Raw genomic sequence first — 15085 nt, 5'->3', positions numbered from 1 at the left:
ACCGGGCGCGGCGGTTCCTCATTTCATAGCCTTGCCGATCGCTTCGATCTCGTTCGTCCAGATGCCTGCCGCATAATTCTGCGGCAGGCGCGCCAGGAGCGCGGGGTCGTCGATGCCGGCGGAAAAATCGCTACCGCGATAGGGGCCGAGCACGAAGACCTCAGTTCCGGCATCCTGCATCCGGTTGAGAAAACGGTCCGGCCAGCCCCAGAGCCATGGCGCAATGTTGATCGGCACCAGCATCATGGCGTGTCTGCAGGCATCCGGCAGCAAGCCGGTCCAGCCATAGCCGATGTAGCCGGTAAGGCAGGTCTTCAGGCTCTTGCGCGAGGCGGTCTTGAGATCGGGCACGAGCCGGCGCAGGACATCGATCGGCTCGTCGCCGCCATAAACGATGATCTGAGCCCGTCGCTCAGTGGAAAGCCCGTTCAGCACGGCTGCGAGCTTTTCACCCTCGGATGGATCACGGCTCTTGACGTTGATGAGGAAGCGCCGATCGGGAAAAGTCGAAAGCACCTCGGCAAGCGTCGGCATCATGCCGATGCCGCGGCCGCGAAACGGAAACGTCTGGCCGCCATCGGCGGTATAGCCGTAGCCAATGTCGAGCTTTCGCATCTCCGCCATCGAATGCTCGCGCGTGACGCCGCGGCCGTCGGTGCGGCAGTCGAGCGTCCAGTCGTGAAAGACGGCGAAAGCGCCGTCCGTCGTCGGATGCACGTCGATCTCGACAATATCGGCGCCGGCAGCAAAGCCTGCCTGCATCGAGCGGATGGTGTTTTCGAGGTAATCATGTTTCGGCGGCAGCATGCGGCTCGCCGTGCAGGTATCGTTCTTCAGATCGGTCTCGTCGAACCGCTGGGCAATGCCGCGATGGGCGAGTAGTTCAGGCTTTCCCGGACGCTGCTCCGCCAGAAGGCTGGTATTGTTGAGGTAGATGCCGGCCGCGGCCAGTGCGATTGCGCCGGCGCAATAGAAAAGCTTCCTGCCCAATGCCGCTCCTCCTGATTGCACCTAGAGATTCAACAGCTAGAAAGCGATTCTGGTTGTTCTTGGGCTCTTTTCCGGCTTTTCTATGCCAATGGCTTATATGCCGGAAAGGATTGTCATCGCGATGGAACAACAGGACGACGAGCTCATCCATTTCGAAGCGCATGGCGCGGCCGCCTTGCCGCCGGCCGCCGTCGAAGGTCATGTTGGGCGGGACGGCGCCCGCATCTGGTATGCGACCTATGGCGACGGCCCGCCGGTCATCCTGCTGCATGGCGGCCTCGGACATAGCGGCAACTGGGGCTACCAGGTCCCGGCGCTCCTCAGCAGCGGCCGCCGCGTTGTGCTGATCGACAGCCGCGGCCATGGAAGAAGCACCCGCGATTCCCGCCCCTATACCTATGAGTTGATGGCGGCGGACGTTCTCGCCGTCATGGACGATCTCTCTCTCGAAAGGGCGGCCTTCGTTGGCTGGAGCGATGGCGCCTGCATCGCTTTGATCCTCGCCATGACGGCGCCGTCGCGTGTCGAGGGCGTCTTCTTCTTCGCCTGCAACATGGATCCGAGCGGCACGCTGGAATTCGTCCCGACCCCGGTCATCGACCGCTGTTTCAGCAGGCATGCCAGGGATTATGCCGCATTGTCCGCGACGCCGGACGATTTTCAGCCCTTCGTCGAGGCGGTCAGCCTGATGATGCGGACGGAGCCGAATTATCAGGCTGCCGATCTCGCCAGGGTCGACGTATCGGTCGCCATCGCCCTCGGCGAGCACGACGAATTCATCAAGCCCGAGCACGCCGAATATCTTGCCCGCGGCATTCCCAACGCGCAGATGATCTATCTCACGGGCGTCAGCCATTTTGCGCCGCTGCAGCGGTCGGCGGAGTTCAACGCCGCGGTGTTGTCCTTCCTTGACGACATCGGCACACAAAAAAATGAAGACTTGCGGCGTTGAGCCGCGGCAGCGGAATTTCTTAAGAATTCGGTAACTTTTTCGTATCGGCAAACGTAGGATCCTCTGGGAAGGATTCGTTTGTCGTTCGTTCACGGAAACCTTCGGGCCGCCGCCCACCCATGCGACTTCCTATGCATGGGCGGATTGTGCGGTTCGATGGCCGGTGCTCGATCCGCGGCTCCCCCGCTTGAATTGAGAAGGCCAGGGAGCCGGAATGATCAGCATCGATATGGAAGAAAGAATTTCGATCGCGCGCAAATCGCTGAATGACGCCATGGGTTTTCAGGCGTCGGGAGATCTCGAAAGCGCCGAGAAAGCCTATGTCAGAGTCCTGCACAAGGACTATCGCACGATAGATATTCTACCGCTCCTGGCGGGTGTCGTCGCAAAGAGAGGCGATGACGAAACCGCTCTCTACTACTGGAATAAACTGCTCGGCCTCAATCCCGGCCATCTCGTCGCCCTCATGGAAAAAGGTGCGCTGCTGCGCCGGCTCGGCCGGTCGGCGGAAGCGGTCGGCTGTTATGAGATGGCGCGTGGCCTGTCACCGGAAAATCCTGTCGTGCGCAACAACCTCGCCGTGGCGCTCGCCGATTCGGGCCGGCAGCCGGAGGCGCTTGCCGAGTTTCGTCATGTTCTGCGGCTGCAGCCGGACAATATCAACGCCTGGCATCAGATAAGGCGCATCTCTTCATCGATCGTACCCTTCTGGCACATCGCCATGATGAACGACACCAGACGCAACGACGCTTTCGAAGCGGCGATCCGCCGTGCCATAGAGCTGCGCGGAGCCGACGCGCAGATCCTCGATATCGGCGCCGGCAGCGGCCTGCTGTCGATGATGGCGGCGCGCGCCGGCGCTACCAATATCGCGACCTGTGAGACTGTGGCTGTCATCGCGCAGACCGCGGAGCGGATCATCGCTGCCAATGGTTATCGCGAACAGATCGATATCTTCGAAAAGCCCTCGACCGAACTTTCTGTCGGCAGGGAGATGAAAGCTCGCGCCGACATTCTGATTTCCGAGATCCTTTCCAGCGATCTCCTGGCCGAAGACGTGCTGAAAACCTTCGAGGACGCCCACGCCCGACTGGTCCGCGAGGACGCTATCGTCATTCCACGCGCCGCCGCTGCCATGGGCTGCCTGGTTGCCAGCGAAACGCTCTCGAACTATGCCCATGTCGGCGAGGTCTGCGGCTTCGACATGTCGCAGTTCAATGCGCTCGCCCCGCTGCGTCTGCCGGTTCACGGTACGATGACCGAGTGGACCAGGCTTTCGGATGATTTCGAGATCGCCACAGTGGATCTCACCGCTCGCAAACATACTGCTGCGTTGCGTAAGATATCGGTGCCTGTTCAGGCAAACGGCACCGCAGTCGGGGTCGTCCAGTGGATGAAAGTCGATCTGATCGAGGGCGTGGTTTTTAGCAATCACCCCGACGACTATCATGATGGCGGCTGGCTCCAGGTTCTTCACACCTTCCCGCAGCCGGTAGACGTCCGTGCTGGGACGTCACTGGACATGCTGGTTGGCCACGACAGAACGAGCCTGCTGATGACACCGCTCGTCTGAGCAACCGGCTTGCGTCACCGCCAAGGAGATCATCATGGCCGTCTTGAGGAAAGGCGGCCATTGACGTTACTGTCCGAATTGTTTCGACCAGCGTCCGATGGAGTCGAGCTTATGCATTGCGCGTTTCCGGCGCATTCGACAATCCCTGTTTTCGCCCTCTGGCCTCGCGTCCATTTCCCGCTATCTCTCGTTTCATGAGACCTGATGCGCTGCTCTATCCTGCCCCCGAAGGGCTCTATTGTCCGGAAGGCGGCTTTTATGTCGACCCGGTGCGGCCAGTTGAGCAGGCGCTCGTCACCCATGGCCATTCCGACCATGCCCGGCCGGGCCATGTGAACGTACTTGCCACCCGCCAGACGCTCGACATCATGCGCCTGCGTTACGGCGAGGGTTTCTGCGCCAGCGAGCAGGCTGCGGCCTTCGGCGAGGAACTGCTGGTCAACGGCGTCAAGGTGAGCTTTCACCCCGCCGGCCATGTGCTCGGCTCGGCCCAGATCGCCATCGAGAAGAATGGCACCCGCATCGTCGTCTCCGGCGATTATAAGCGCCGCCCCGACCCGACCTGCGCCGCCTACGTTCCGGTCCCTTGCGATGTCTTCATCACCGAGGCGACCTTCGGCCTGCCGGTCTTTCACCATCCCGATCCGATGGATGAGATCGGCAAACTGCTGGCCTCGCTGCGGCAATTTCCCGAGCGCACCCATCTCGTCGGCGCCTATGCGCTGGGGAAGGCCCAGCGCGTCATCCGGTTGCTGCGCGATGCCGGTTATGCCGAACCGATCTATATCCACGGCGCCATGGAAAAACTCTGCGACTATTATGTCGAACAAGGGATCGATCTCGGCGAGCTGCTGCCGGCCACGGTCGAAAGCCGTGACAAATCCGCCTTCAAGGGTGCCGTCGTCATCGGCCCGTCATCGGCCTTCGCCGACCGCTGGGCCCGCCGCTTCAACGAGCCGCTGCCGGCCTTCGCCTCCGGCTGGATGATGGTGCGCCAGCGCGCCAGACAGCACGGCGTCGAACTGCCGCTCGTCATCTCCGATCATTGCGACTGGCCGGAACTGACGGAAACCATTCGGGAACTGCACCCGGCCGAGGTCTGGGTGACCCATGGCCGCGAGGAGGCGCTGGTGCGCTGGTGCCAGCTGCAGGGCATCAAGGCCAAACCGCTGCATCTGGTCGGTTATGAGGATGAGGCAGATTGAGGCGATGAGCGGCACCCTGGATCAAAACCCCTCCCCAACCCCTCCCCAAAAGGGGGAGGGGCTTAACCTGCCGCATCGTCTCGCGATGAAATCACCGAAAACGCTGCGGTCGAAGGAGGACAAGGCAGTGCCGCATATTAGCCCCTCCCACCTGTGGGGAGGAGTTGGGGAGGGGTCTTTCCCCGGAATGCGGAGGTCAAGATGAAAGCCTTCGCCGACCTCCTCGACCGCCTGGTCCTCACCCCCAGCCGCAACGGCAAGCTGAAGCTGCTCACCGATTATTTCCGCGACACGCCGGACCCGGACCGCGGCTACGGTCTGGCCGCCATCGCCGGCACGTTGGAGGTGCGCAACGTCAAGCCCGCCATGCTGCGCGAACTGGTGCTGGAGCGCATCGATGAGGTGCTGTTCCGCTATTCCTATGACTATGTCGGCGATCTCGCCGAAACCATCTCGCTCGTCTGGGATAATGAGCAGGATATCGACCGTTCGGCCCTTTCGCAGCCGCGTCTCGGCGAAGTCGTCGCCGGCATGAACGCGCTCGGCCGCACCGAAGTGCGCGGCTTCGTCCGCGATCTGCTCGACCGGCTGGATCCGTCCGGCCGCTTCGCCTTCATCAAGCTGGCGACCGGTGCCATGCGCATCGGCGTTTCCGCCCGGCTTGCCAAGCAGGCGTTGGCCGACCTCGGCGATAGGGACGTCACCGAGATCGAAACCCTCTGGCACGGCCTGCAGCCGCCCTATGAGACGCTGTTCGCATGGCTGGCGGCTAGCGGCGAAAAGCCGGTGCTGGCCACCCCGGCGATCTTCCATTCGGTCATGCTCGCCAATCCGGTGGAGGAGGGGGATCTCACCAGTCTCGATCCGGCGAGTTATGCCGCCGAATGGAAATGGGACGGCATCCGTGTCCAGCTCTCCCGCTCCGGCGATCGGCGCAAGATCTATTCCCGCTCCGGCGACGACATATCTGGCGCCTTTCCCGATATTCTCGAGGCAATCAGTTTTTCCGGCGTCGTCGATGGCGAGTTGCTGGTCGGCGGCACCGCGCGCTCCAACAGCCCGACCCGAACCTTTTCCGACCTGCAGCAGCGGCTGAACCGCAAGACGGTGACGGCAAAGATGCTTGCCGACTACCCGGCCTTCATCCGTACCTATGATCTGCTTTTCGACGATGAGGAGGATGTTCGCGGCCACCCCTATATCGATCGCCGCGACCGGCTGGCCGAGATCATCGATCGCGCCCCCCACGACCGTTTCGACCTCTCGCCGCTCGTGCCGTTCTCGTCGTGGGACGAACTTGACCGTCTCCGTGCCGCCCCGCCCGATCCGGTCATCGAGGGCGTGATGATCAAGCGCCGCGACAGCGTCTACCAGGCCGGCCGCATGAAGGGGCCCTGGTTCAAGTGGAAGCGCAATCCCTATAATGTCGATGCGGTGCTGATGTATGCCCAGCGCGGCCACGGCAAGCGCTCCAGCTACTATTCCGATTTCACCTTCGGCGTCTGGGCCGATGACGAGGACGGTGAACAGCTGGTGCCCGTCGGCAAGGCCTATTTCGGTTTCACCGATGCCGAACTCGAAGTGCTCGACAAGTTCGTGCGCAACAATACCACCGAACGTTTCGGCCCGGTGCGGGCGGTGCGCGCCGACAAGGATTTCGGCTTCGTCGTCGAAGTGGCCTTCGAAGGCATCAACCGCTCGACCCGGCATAAATCGGGTGTCGCCATGCGCTTCCCCCGCATCGCCCGCCTTCGCCCCGACAAACCCAGCTACGAGGCCGACCGGCTGCGCACGCTGATCGCCATGATCGACGCCAAGCCGGGGTGAGGGCCAATATCCTGTGCAACAATGCCGCAGGACGATATTTTCAACACGATGTGTATTGGCGGCAACGATCTTCCGGTGCAAATCTCGCGTGCCGGGGAAATGATTTGGGTGCTGCGTTATGAGCTCGAATGAACGGAATTCCTTTTTCCTCCAACGCCGTGCCGTGCTGGCCGGTCTTGCCGGCGCACTCGTCCTGCCGCAAATGGCAGCGGCGTTCGACGTTCCGGATGAACCGCGGCTTGCCAAGCGCGATTATGCCAAGGTCCGCCACCATTTCCGCACCAAGCTTTTGCAGAAGGGCCCGGCGCCCGACAAATACGAACTGCTGAGCGCACCTGCCGACGCCGACAAGATCTTCTATCGCTCGGGATACGGCGAGCTGGAACTGGCCGCTTGGGTCTCGAAGTACAAGCGTGAGCGCGTCGGCAAGCCGGCTGTGCTCTTCCTGCACGGCGGCAACGCCATGGGCGCCGGCCACTGGCAGCTGATGAAACCCTATATGGATGCCGGTTATATCGTGATGATGCCGTCGCTGCGCGGCGAAAACGGCCAGATGGGCAATTTCTCCGGCTTCTACGACGAGGTCGACGACGTTCTCGCCGCCACCGAGCGCCTGGCGCATCTGCCGGGTGTCGATTCGGGGCGCCTGTTCATCGCCGGCCACAGCATCGGCGGCACGCTGACCATGCTGACGGCGATGAGCACCCAGAAATTCCGCGCCGCCGCGCCGATATCGGGCAACCCCGACGCATTCCGCTTCTTCAACCGCTATCCCCAGGATATCCGCTTCGACGACAGCAATACGCGTGAATTCGAGGTGCGTTCAGCACTGTGTTACGCCCACAGCTTCAAATGTCCGGTCCGTGTCGTCCATGGCACGGAGGAGCCGCATTTCAACGACCGCGCCGATCTGCTGGCCCGCCGCGCCCGCGCCAACGGCGTGCATATCGAGACCGAAACCGTCGCCGGCAATCACACCTCGGCGCTGCCGGCCGAGATCGAACAGAGCATCCGCTTCTTCCATGGAGTTGCGGCCTGATTTTTTGCCGCCGCTTCAAATACAGGCCCGTTAGGCCTATATTCCCGGCATGAAGACGGACGCAGAGAGCATGGTTGTGCCGAACGACTTCCCCGAGCTGAAATCGCTCGTCTGGAATCGCGATCCCGCGCGCGCGATACCTGCCTGCGAGGCTTTCGCGCTGTATGAACGCAACTGGCGTTTCGTCGATACCGGCCGGCTGACTGAGCGGGAGATGCGGCTGATCCGCGAACTGGCTGCCGCCTACGGCAACGGTGTTCTGCTCGTCTCCTGATTTTCCGTTTCTTTATCGTTCGCCTTTAAGCTTGGGCAGAAACCAGGTGGCCATCATGGAATTCAGACGTTCCGAACATCGCACCATCGCTGCGGCCCTTCGGCTGATGAAGGCGGATTTTTTTCTGGCCAACAAGTGTTGGTTTGCCGGCGGAACAGCCATTGTCATGCTTCTCGACGAATACCGGCTGTCGCTCGACGTCGATTTTCTCTGTGCGGATAGCGAAGGATATCGCGTCTTGCGCACGGCGGCGGTCGAAAGCGGCGTGGGAGCGTTTTTTGGGGAGCCGGTCACGACGCTCAGGGACTTCAGGACGGACCAGTACGGCGTGCGGACGGTCCTTGCCCTCGACGACCAGCCTATTCGCTTCGAAATCGTGCGCGAGGCGCGGATCGCTCTTGAAGGCGCTTTCGATTCGCGGCTGAATGTTTCAATTCTGTCGCTGCCTGATTTGTTTACCGAAAAACTGCTCGCCAACCGCTGCCAGGACAGGGCTGTCGCCTACCGTGATGCTATCGACCTCGGCATGCTTCTCACCCGCTACACGGAGATTCCCGCTGCCGCCGTTTTGAAGGCGACGCAAGCTTATGGGCAAGACATTGAACGCAAGATCGGTTGGGTCATCACCAGACTTGAGGACGAGACCGAATTGAGACATGCCGCAAGCGTTCTACAGATGGACGGCGATCTTGCCGTGCGGGCAATCGCCGCCCTTAGTGGCGAGGCGCAGCGGCTCTGGTTGTTTTAATCTCCCGGCTTTCCCGCCCGCCATCAACACCAGCCTCGCGCCAGCCGCGAATGCCATCGTCCCGGCAGATGTCGCTGTCTTGCCGACCGTTGATAAGGGTGGTTCCATGAATTTTCTGCGCCGGGTCTTCCCGATTGCCGGGCTGGTGGTGGTCGTTGCGTCGCTGAGCGCCTGCAACATCCTCATTCCCGATGTCGCCGCCGATTCGCCCGCCCGTTTCGTCCAGGAAACTTCGCCGGTCTTCTATCAGCCGCCCGGCGTCGATCCGCGCCGGGTGCGGCCGATCCCCGATCAGCCGGTGCCGCAGACGCGCGAGCTCTACAAGACCCAGTTCCATCAGACTTACGGCCTGCCGGTCACCAATCCGGTGCACATGGCGATGTATGGTGCGCTTCGCGATGAGGATTTCACCCTGCCGGCCATCCCCGTCAGCCGTGTGCAGCCGCAGTTCCTGCGCCAGGAGGTCGACTACCAGACCACCGAGCGTCCCGGCACCGTGGTCGTCGATACAAAGGCGCATTACCTCTATTTCGTCGAAGCGAACGGCAAGGCGATGCGTTATGGCGTCGGCCTCGGCCGCGATGGTTACGCCTGGTCCGGCCGCGGCGTCATCCAGTGGAAACAGAAATGGCCGCGCTGGACACCGCCGGTGGAAATGGTCTCACGCCAGCCCGAGGTTCGCCCCTTTGCTGCGGAAAACGGTGGCATGAACCCGGGTCTCCAGAACCCGCTCGGCGCCCGCGCCATGTATATCTTCAAGGAGGGGCAGGATACGCTCTATCGTATCCACGGCACGCCCGACTGGCAGTCGATCGGCAAGGCCACCTCGTCGGGCTGCGTGCGCATGCTGAACCAGGACGTCGTCGATCTCTATGACCGCCTTCCTGCCAAGGCGGAGATCGTTGTGATGTAGCGCTGCAACAGCGCCGCCGATATCGTCCGCCCAAGGCCGGACACGTCTGCGTGAAGCTATGGTTTATTTGGCGCAAGCCGATAGATCTTCTGATGTTGTTATCTCGGATTCCCGCATCAGAGGAAATCAGTCCCGCGTCATGAGCTTCGATAGACATCTTTCCCGCCGCAGCTTTCTTTCCTTTTCGGCATTGACAGCAGTATCCGCGCTCACCGGCTGCGCCTCTTCGGCCAATACGGTAACATCGGGCGATACGACGATCACCTACCGTTCGCCCATGCGCCTGTTCCAGTCCCCGGAAGCGTCGAGCACGCCGAGCGGGGCCGAGCTTGCCGTCATGTATGGCCCCGTCGAGGACGGCGGCTTTCTCATCCCTGCCGTTCCCTACGAGCAGATCGACCCGCGCTATTATCGCCAGCGCGTCCTCGATCCCACCGGCCAGCCCCCCGGCACCATCGTCGTCGATACGCCGTCGCGCTTCCTCTATCTCGTCCAGGGTGACGGCATGGCGATGCGTTATGGCGTCGGCATCGGTCGCGAGGGTTTCGCCTGGCAGGGCTCAGGCGTCATCCAGTGGCGTCAGAGATGGCCGCGCTGGAAGCCGCCGAACGAGATGGTCGCCCGCCAGCCGGAACTCGTCAAATATTCGATCGAGAACGGCGGCATGGAGCCGGGCCTGAAGAACCCGCTCGGCGCCCGCGCGCTCTACATCTTCTCGAACGGGGAAGACACGCTCTACCGCCTGCACGGCAATCCCGACTGGCGCTCGATCGGCAAGGCAGTCTCTTCGGGCTGCGTGCGGCTGCTGAACCAGGATATCATCGATCTCTACGATCGCGCTCCGACGAAAGCGCCGATCGTCGTCTTGCAGTAATGTCACCGAGGCGGCCGTCAACCAGCCGCCTCGGATTACTCCGTTTTCCCCGGTGAAACGGCCCGTTTTGCGCCCGCGAGAGATTTATTTTTCAAAAAACCATTGCTTAATTCGCTAAATATCCTACATGGTGCGTATCGAATTGCTTGCGACCTTTGTCCACGCGCTGAAGCGCTCCGTCAGATATCCTCTCAACATCGATACGGCTTGTCGGACATTCCGCAGGCGAAACACAAACGGTTGAAAAGGAGATCGTTATGAATTCAGGCGTCGTCAAGTGGTTCAATGGCACCAAGGGTTTTGGCTTTATTCAGCCCGATGATGGTTCTACGGACGTTTTTGTCCATATTTCAGCGGTCGAACGCGCCGGTATGCGCGAACTCGTTGAAGGTCAGAAGATCCGCTACGATCTCGTCCGCGACAAGAAGTCCGGCAAGAATTCGGCCGATAACCTTCAGGCCGCATGATTTGTCATTCGCCTGTGCTGACCATAATGGCAGCGAAATGGCTGAGTGACTGGAAGAGGTCGGGTGCCAACCCGGCCTTTTTGCTTTGACCGCTGGGCTTTTCCGAATGACCTCGTTCTGATTGACCAGTGAGCAGCCGAAAGTCGAAGGGACGCTGAAATGGGCAGACCAAACTATAAGATCGGCGATATGATCGTGCTGAAATCCGGTCTTACCCGCACGGCGAAGGCCGACAAGCGCTGCCGGATCGCCAGCATTCTGCCCAACGATCACGGGCATGTGCAATATCGCGTCCGCTTCGACGCGGAAAATTTCGAACGCCGCATTACTGAGGCCGATATCGATACCGGGGAATCGCCATCCAGAGCTCCCCTGGAGATAGCGGCCAAGTCCGACGGCGCAGAGCCCTGGCTGAAGTTTTCGAGCATCAGAACGGGCAAGTAGTTTCGCCGTTTCATTATTGACAGTGCGGCCTCGCCGCCGTGACAGGAAGGATATCACTTTGCAGGTACTCGTCAGGGATAACAACGTCGATCAGGCGCTCCGCGTGCTCAAGAAGAAGATGCAGCGGGAAGGCCTTTTCCGAGAAATGAAGGCGCGCAGCGCTTTTGAAAAGCCGTCCGAGAAGCGCGCCCGCGAAAAGGCCGAGGCCATTCGCCGCCAGCGCAAGCTTGCCCGCAAGAAGCTGCAGCGCGAAGGCCTGCTGCCGGCACCGAAGAAGGTTCTCCGCGCCCGCTAACCCGGCCGTGGAATCACGGCCCGGCCGCTGCATCGCGGCCAACGTGGAAGCACGGTCCGTCCGTGGAATCGCGTGCTAACGCGGAATCACGGCTGACTGGCGAATCACGGCTTGGCCGCGGAATTGCGGCCAGCTGTGGGATCATGGCCTAGCCGCACAATCGCGGCTTTCGACCATGAAACCATGGTTCAGCCGTGAATCGCGCCTAAATCAGCCGTCATCACCTGAGAAAGGGGCACATGACCGCCACCAAGGGAGAATTCTTCAATCCCGCCAAGCTTTCGTCTCGCGACAAGGCGGAAGCGACCGATCACACGGCGCGCGCCATTATCGCGGCCGAGGCCTCGGCCCGTGACAAGAAGACGGAAAAGTTGAAGGCCCTGCGTCTGCAGCAGGAGGCTGAGGCCGGACCTGAAGCAGCGCCCGCAAAGAAGCGCCGGTCGCCGGCCAAGGCGGCTGTGAAGCGGCCGTGATCCTCGGCCGCAGAACCGTTAGGCTATCCCTCTTAGACTAACCGGGCGGATGCGGTCAGCCGCCGCCCGTGCCGGCTCGGCCGAGATTGCCTCGCAGCCGATGCAGCATGTCGCGCATCGCGGCCATTTCCTCGAGCGTGCAGCCGGCGGCTTGCCCGATCGCCGTCATGATCGTATCGATCTCCCCTTTCATTGACTGACCTTCCGGGGTTAGCGACACGATCACCTGCCGCTCGTCGCGCAGGTCGCGGATGCGCTTGATCAGTCCGTTCTGTTCCAGCCGCTTCAGCAGTGGCGACAGCGTGCCGGAATCGAGATCCAGCTGCTCGCCGATCGTCTTCACCGGCAGCTCGCCGCGTTCCCACAGCACCAGCATCACAAGATACTGCGGATAGGTCAGGCCGACCCTGTCGAGAATCGGCTTGTAGGCGCGGGTGAAAGCATGCGCCGTCGCGTAGACCGCAAAGCACAACTGCTTTTCCAGCCGCTTTTCCTCCTGCGGTATCTCCATCGTCTTTATCGTGTGCGCTTTCATATCCATCATCCCTGAGGTCCGATTGTCCTCTTTTCGAATTCGAAATGCAATTTGCAAAATTCACTTGCGTACAATTTAATTGTGCAATATTAAAAGTCCAGCCCCAAACGACGGGCCAATCAAAGGAGATCGTCATGCCTATTCTCTATACGACCAAAGCCTCTGCCACCGGCGGCCGCGCTGGCCGCGCCGTTTCCGAAAACGGCGTTCTGGACGTGACGCTGACCGTTCCGAAGGAACTCGGCGGCGATGGCGCGACCGGCACCAATCCCGAGCAGCTCTTCGCCGCCGGCTACTCCGCCTGCTTCCTCGGTGCTTTGAAATTTGTCGCGGGCCAGCAGAAGGTCAAGATTCCGGAGGACACGACGGTCTCCGCCAAGGTCGGCATCGGCCCGCGTGAAGATGGCACCGGCTTCGGCATCGAAGTGGCGCTCACGGTAAACATCCCCGGTCTCGACCGCGAAACCGCCGAAAAGCTCGCCGCCGCCGCCCACATCGTCTGCCCCTACAGCCACGCCATGCGCACGTCGACCGAAGTTCCGGTCACAGTTGCCTGATCGATTCCAAAGGGAGCGGCAGCCCTATCGGCTGCCGCGACCTCGCGGGACAGGAGGCGTATCCTATTCAGCCGCTGCCTCTTCGCCATGACGGGAGCGGCGGGGCGAGGGTGCCGATTTCGGGATCTCTGCCGTCATCGATGACAGCGCCTGCAGATCGCCGCGCAGCCGCGTGCAGTTGCCATCCGGCAGCGTGCCATCAATCCCCGCATGCGTGCTCTCCCAGATTGGCAGTGCCCTTGCCAGTGCCGCCTTGCCTTCGCCGGTGAGGACAAGCAGCCGGCCACGTCTGTCCCTCGGATTCTCCACCACTGTCACCCAGCCCTTGCGCTGTAGCGGCTTCAGCGCCGCCGTCAGCGTCGTCTGGTCCATGGCCAGCAAGGCAGCGACCGGTCCCATCGGCGGCGGCTCCGGCCGGTTCAGCGACATCAGCAATGAAAACTGCCCGTTAGTCAGCCCGGCCGGCCTCAGTGCATCGTCGAACAGCCGGGCAAGCGCCCGCGCCGCGCGCTGCACATGCAGGCAGAGGCAGGTGTCGCGCACCAGCAGCGTCGTGGAAAAGGGAATCTCGATCGAATTTGACATGCTTCATTTCTATTGATATCAATGTAATTAGTCAAGGAGAAGGAGATGAGCCGGCTTCACCGGCAGGCGCCGGAGGAGGGCGCATTTCATGCAGAATGAAGTTGTTTCCCGCGAGGAATGGCTCGAAGCCCGCCGTGCACTTCTGGCAAAAGAAAAAGAGGCGACGAGGCTGCGCGATAGCGTCAACGTCGCGCGCCTGGCGCTGCCCTGGGTGAAGGTCGACAAGGATTATGTCTTCGAAACGCCTGAAGGCAGGAGGTCGCTAGCCGATCTCTTCGACGGCCGCAGCCAGTTGCTGATCTACCATTTCATGCTCGGCCCGGATTGGGATGCCGGCTGCCCCGGCTGCTCCTTCCTGTCGGATCATGTCGACGGCGCCTTGCCGCATCTGAACCATCACGACGTCACCTGGGTCGCCGCCTCACGCGCGCCGCTCGACAAGATCGCCGCCTACAAAAGCCGCATGGGCTGGAAATTCCCCTGGGTCTCGTCCTTCGGCAGCGATTTCAATTTCGATTATCACGTCTCTTTCAGCCCAGAGGATCTTGCCAAAGACAATGTCTTTTACAATTTCACTCCCATGCTGCCGGCTGATGCCAATGACGAACTGCCGGGTCTCAGCGCCTTCTACCGCAATGACAAGGGCGAAGTCTTCCATACCTATTCGAGTTATGCCCGCGGCCCGGAGGAATTGATCGGCACCCTGATGATCCTCGACCGGGCGCCGAAGGGCCGCAACGAGGACAGCACGATGAATTTCGTGCGCCGCCACGACGAATACGACGAGGCTGCCAAGACGCCATCCTGCTGTCACTGAAATAAGGCCAACATCATGCAAGGGAGAGAAGGATGTTGAAGACCGCTGAAGTGCTGAAGGAACATTCCTTCCTGGAAAGGCTGATCGGCGAATGGACCGTCACCGCACCGGAAATGTCCGGCGACGAGCGCTGGACCGAAGCCGTCCGCTCGCTGCATGGCATCTGGTGGGTTGCCGAAGGCACCGGCCGCATGCCGGATGGCAAGCAAGGCACCAGCATCCTGACGCTCGGCTATAACGCCGCCAAAGGCAAATATGTCGGCAGCTGGATCGGCAGCATGATGGACTATATGTGGGTCTACGAGGGTGAACTCGACGCCTCGGGCAACGTGCTGGATCTCTATACCACAGGGCCCGACTTCAACAGCGAAGGGCTTGCCGATTACCGCGAGCAGATTGCCTTCGTCGACGCCGATCACCGCACCTTCATCTCCAGCGTCAGGCAGCCGGATGGTGCCTGGAAACAGTTCATGGAAGCGCATTACACCCGCAAGACCTGACAATCACGGCGCTCAAG

General features: G+C 61.3%; 19 protein-coding genes. 16 read left to right on the top strand and 3 right to left on the bottom strand.

Features of this window, described 5'->3' with window-relative positions:
• Window positions 1–18: 18 nt before the first annotated feature.
• Window positions 19–990, bottom strand: a complete 972-nt coding sequence (locus HJB82_RS08970; protein WP_221139840.1) for a glycerophosphodiester phosphodiesterase family protein — start codon at window positions 988–990, stop codon at window positions 19–21.
• Window positions 991–1111: 121 nt separating this feature from the next.
• Here HJB82_RS08970 and HJB82_RS08965 point away from each other — a divergent pair, with 121 nt between their 5' ends.
• The 13 genes from HJB82_RS08965 (at window position 1112) to HJB82_RS08905 (ending at window position 12074) form a co-directional block, all read left to right on the top strand.
• Entirely contained in the window at window positions 1112–1942 is an 831-nt protein-coding gene (locus HJB82_RS08965) for an alpha/beta fold hydrolase (protein ID WP_221117000.1), read from the top strand.
• A gap of 214 nt (window positions 1943–2156) precedes the next feature.
• Complete coding sequence (locus HJB82_RS08960; protein ID WP_221139839.1) at window positions 2157–3515, top strand: tetratricopeptide repeat protein; 1359 nt, start codon at window positions 2157–2159, stop codon at window positions 3513–3515.
• Between the two features lie 194 nt (window positions 3516–3709).
• On the top strand, window positions 3710–4720 hold the full coding sequence (locus HJB82_RS08955) for a ligase-associated DNA damage response exonuclease (RefSeq protein WP_221139838.1): 1011 nt from the start codon (window positions 3710–3712) through the stop codon (window positions 4718–4720).
• A 201-nt stretch (window positions 4721–4921) separates the two neighbouring features.
• Complete coding sequence (locus tag HJB82_RS08950) at window positions 4922–6547, top strand: cisplatin damage response ATP-dependent DNA ligase (RefSeq protein WP_207583437.1); 1626 nt, start codon at window positions 4922–4924, stop codon at window positions 6545–6547.
• Window positions 6548–6665: 118 nt separating this feature from the next.
• Window positions 6666–7586, top strand: coding sequence for a S9 family peptidase (locus HJB82_RS08945; protein ID WP_207583438.1), 921 nt, complete (start codon window positions 6666–6668; stop codon window positions 7584–7586).
• Window positions 7587–7656: 70 nt separating this feature from the next.
• Window positions 7657–7860, top strand: a complete 204-nt coding sequence (locus HJB82_RS08940; RefSeq protein ID WP_246762733.1) for a hypothetical protein — start codon at window positions 7657–7659, stop codon at window positions 7858–7860.
• A 55-nt stretch (window positions 7861–7915) separates the two neighbouring features.
• Window positions 7916–8608, top strand: a complete 693-nt coding sequence (locus tag HJB82_RS08935) for a nucleotidyl transferase AbiEii/AbiGii toxin family protein (protein WP_221139837.1) — start codon at window positions 7916–7918, stop codon at window positions 8606–8608.
• Window positions 8609–8714: 106 nt separating this feature from the next.
• Complete coding sequence (locus HJB82_RS08930) at window positions 8715–9521, top strand: L,D-transpeptidase (protein WP_221116999.1); 807 nt, start codon at window positions 8715–8717, stop codon at window positions 9519–9521.
• Window positions 9522–9660: 139 nt separating this feature from the next.
• Window positions 9661–10395, top strand: coding sequence for a L,D-transpeptidase (locus tag HJB82_RS08925; protein WP_207583442.1), 735 nt, complete (start codon window positions 9661–9663; stop codon window positions 10393–10395).
• A gap of 257 nt (window positions 10396–10652) precedes the next feature.
• Window positions 10653–10862 carry a cold-shock protein gene (locus HJB82_RS08920; protein ID WP_003546468.1) on the top strand — a complete coding sequence of 70 codons (210 nt, stop codon included), beginning with the start codon at window positions 10653–10655 and terminating at the stop codon, window positions 10860–10862.
• Between the two features lie 159 nt (window positions 10863–11021).
• Entirely contained in the window at window positions 11022–11306 is a 285-nt protein-coding gene (locus HJB82_RS08915) for a cold-shock protein (protein WP_164010656.1), read from the top strand.
• A gap of 58 nt (window positions 11307–11364) precedes the next feature.
• Window positions 11365–11601, top strand: a complete 237-nt coding sequence (rpsU, locus tag HJB82_RS08910; RefSeq protein ID WP_003569533.1) for a 30S ribosomal protein S21 — start codon at window positions 11365–11367, stop codon at window positions 11599–11601.
• A gap of 239 nt (window positions 11602–11840) precedes the next feature.
• The gene (locus HJB82_RS08905) at window positions 11841–12074 is read left to right on the top strand and encodes a hypothetical protein (RefSeq protein ID WP_164010655.1); all 234 of its coding nucleotides are present in this window, start codon (window positions 11841–11843) and stop codon (window positions 12072–12074) included.
• A gap of 55 nt (window positions 12075–12129) precedes the next feature.
• Here the strand turns inward: HJB82_RS08905 and HJB82_RS08900 are convergent, their stop codons facing one another.
• Window positions 12130–12618, bottom strand: coding sequence for a MarR family winged helix-turn-helix transcriptional regulator (locus HJB82_RS08900; protein ID WP_207583445.1), 489 nt, complete (start codon window positions 12616–12618; stop codon window positions 12130–12132).
• Window positions 12619–12743: 125 nt separating this feature from the next.
• On the opposite strand from HJB82_RS08900, the gene HJB82_RS08895 reads away from it, so the two are divergent.
• Window positions 12744–13166 carry an organic hydroperoxide resistance protein gene (locus HJB82_RS08895; RefSeq protein ID WP_003580247.1) on the top strand — a complete coding sequence of 141 codons (423 nt, stop codon included), beginning with the start codon at window positions 12744–12746 and terminating at the stop codon, window positions 13164–13166.
• A gap of 63 nt (window positions 13167–13229) precedes the next feature.
• On the opposite strand, the gene HJB82_RS08890 is transcribed toward HJB82_RS08895, so the two are convergent.
• Window positions 13230–13751 carry a MarR family winged helix-turn-helix transcriptional regulator gene (locus tag HJB82_RS08890; protein ID WP_207583446.1) on the bottom strand — a complete coding sequence of 174 codons (522 nt, stop codon included), beginning with the start codon at window positions 13749–13751 and terminating at the stop codon, window positions 13230–13232.
• Window positions 13752–13839: 88 nt separating this feature from the next.
• Here HJB82_RS08890 and HJB82_RS08885 point away from each other — a divergent pair, with 88 nt between their 5' ends.
• Complete coding sequence (locus HJB82_RS08885) at window positions 13840–14568, top strand: thioredoxin family protein (protein ID WP_207583447.1); 729 nt, start codon at window positions 13840–13842, stop codon at window positions 14566–14568.
• A 32-nt stretch (window positions 14569–14600) separates the two neighbouring features.
• The gene (locus HJB82_RS08880) at window positions 14601–15068 is read left to right on the top strand and encodes a DUF1579 domain-containing protein (RefSeq protein WP_221139836.1); all 468 of its coding nucleotides are present in this window, start codon (window positions 14601–14603) and stop codon (window positions 15066–15068) included.
• Window positions 15069–15085 lie beyond the last annotated feature (17 nt).

This window comes from Rhizobium sp. NZLR10, assembly GCF_019685125.1.
In the GTDB taxonomy this organism is placed as follows: domain Bacteria; phylum Pseudomonadota; class Alphaproteobacteria; order Rhizobiales; family Rhizobiaceae; genus Rhizobium.
Note: the sequence above shows the minus strand (reverse complement) of the source record. Positions and strands in the feature narration are given on the sequence as shown.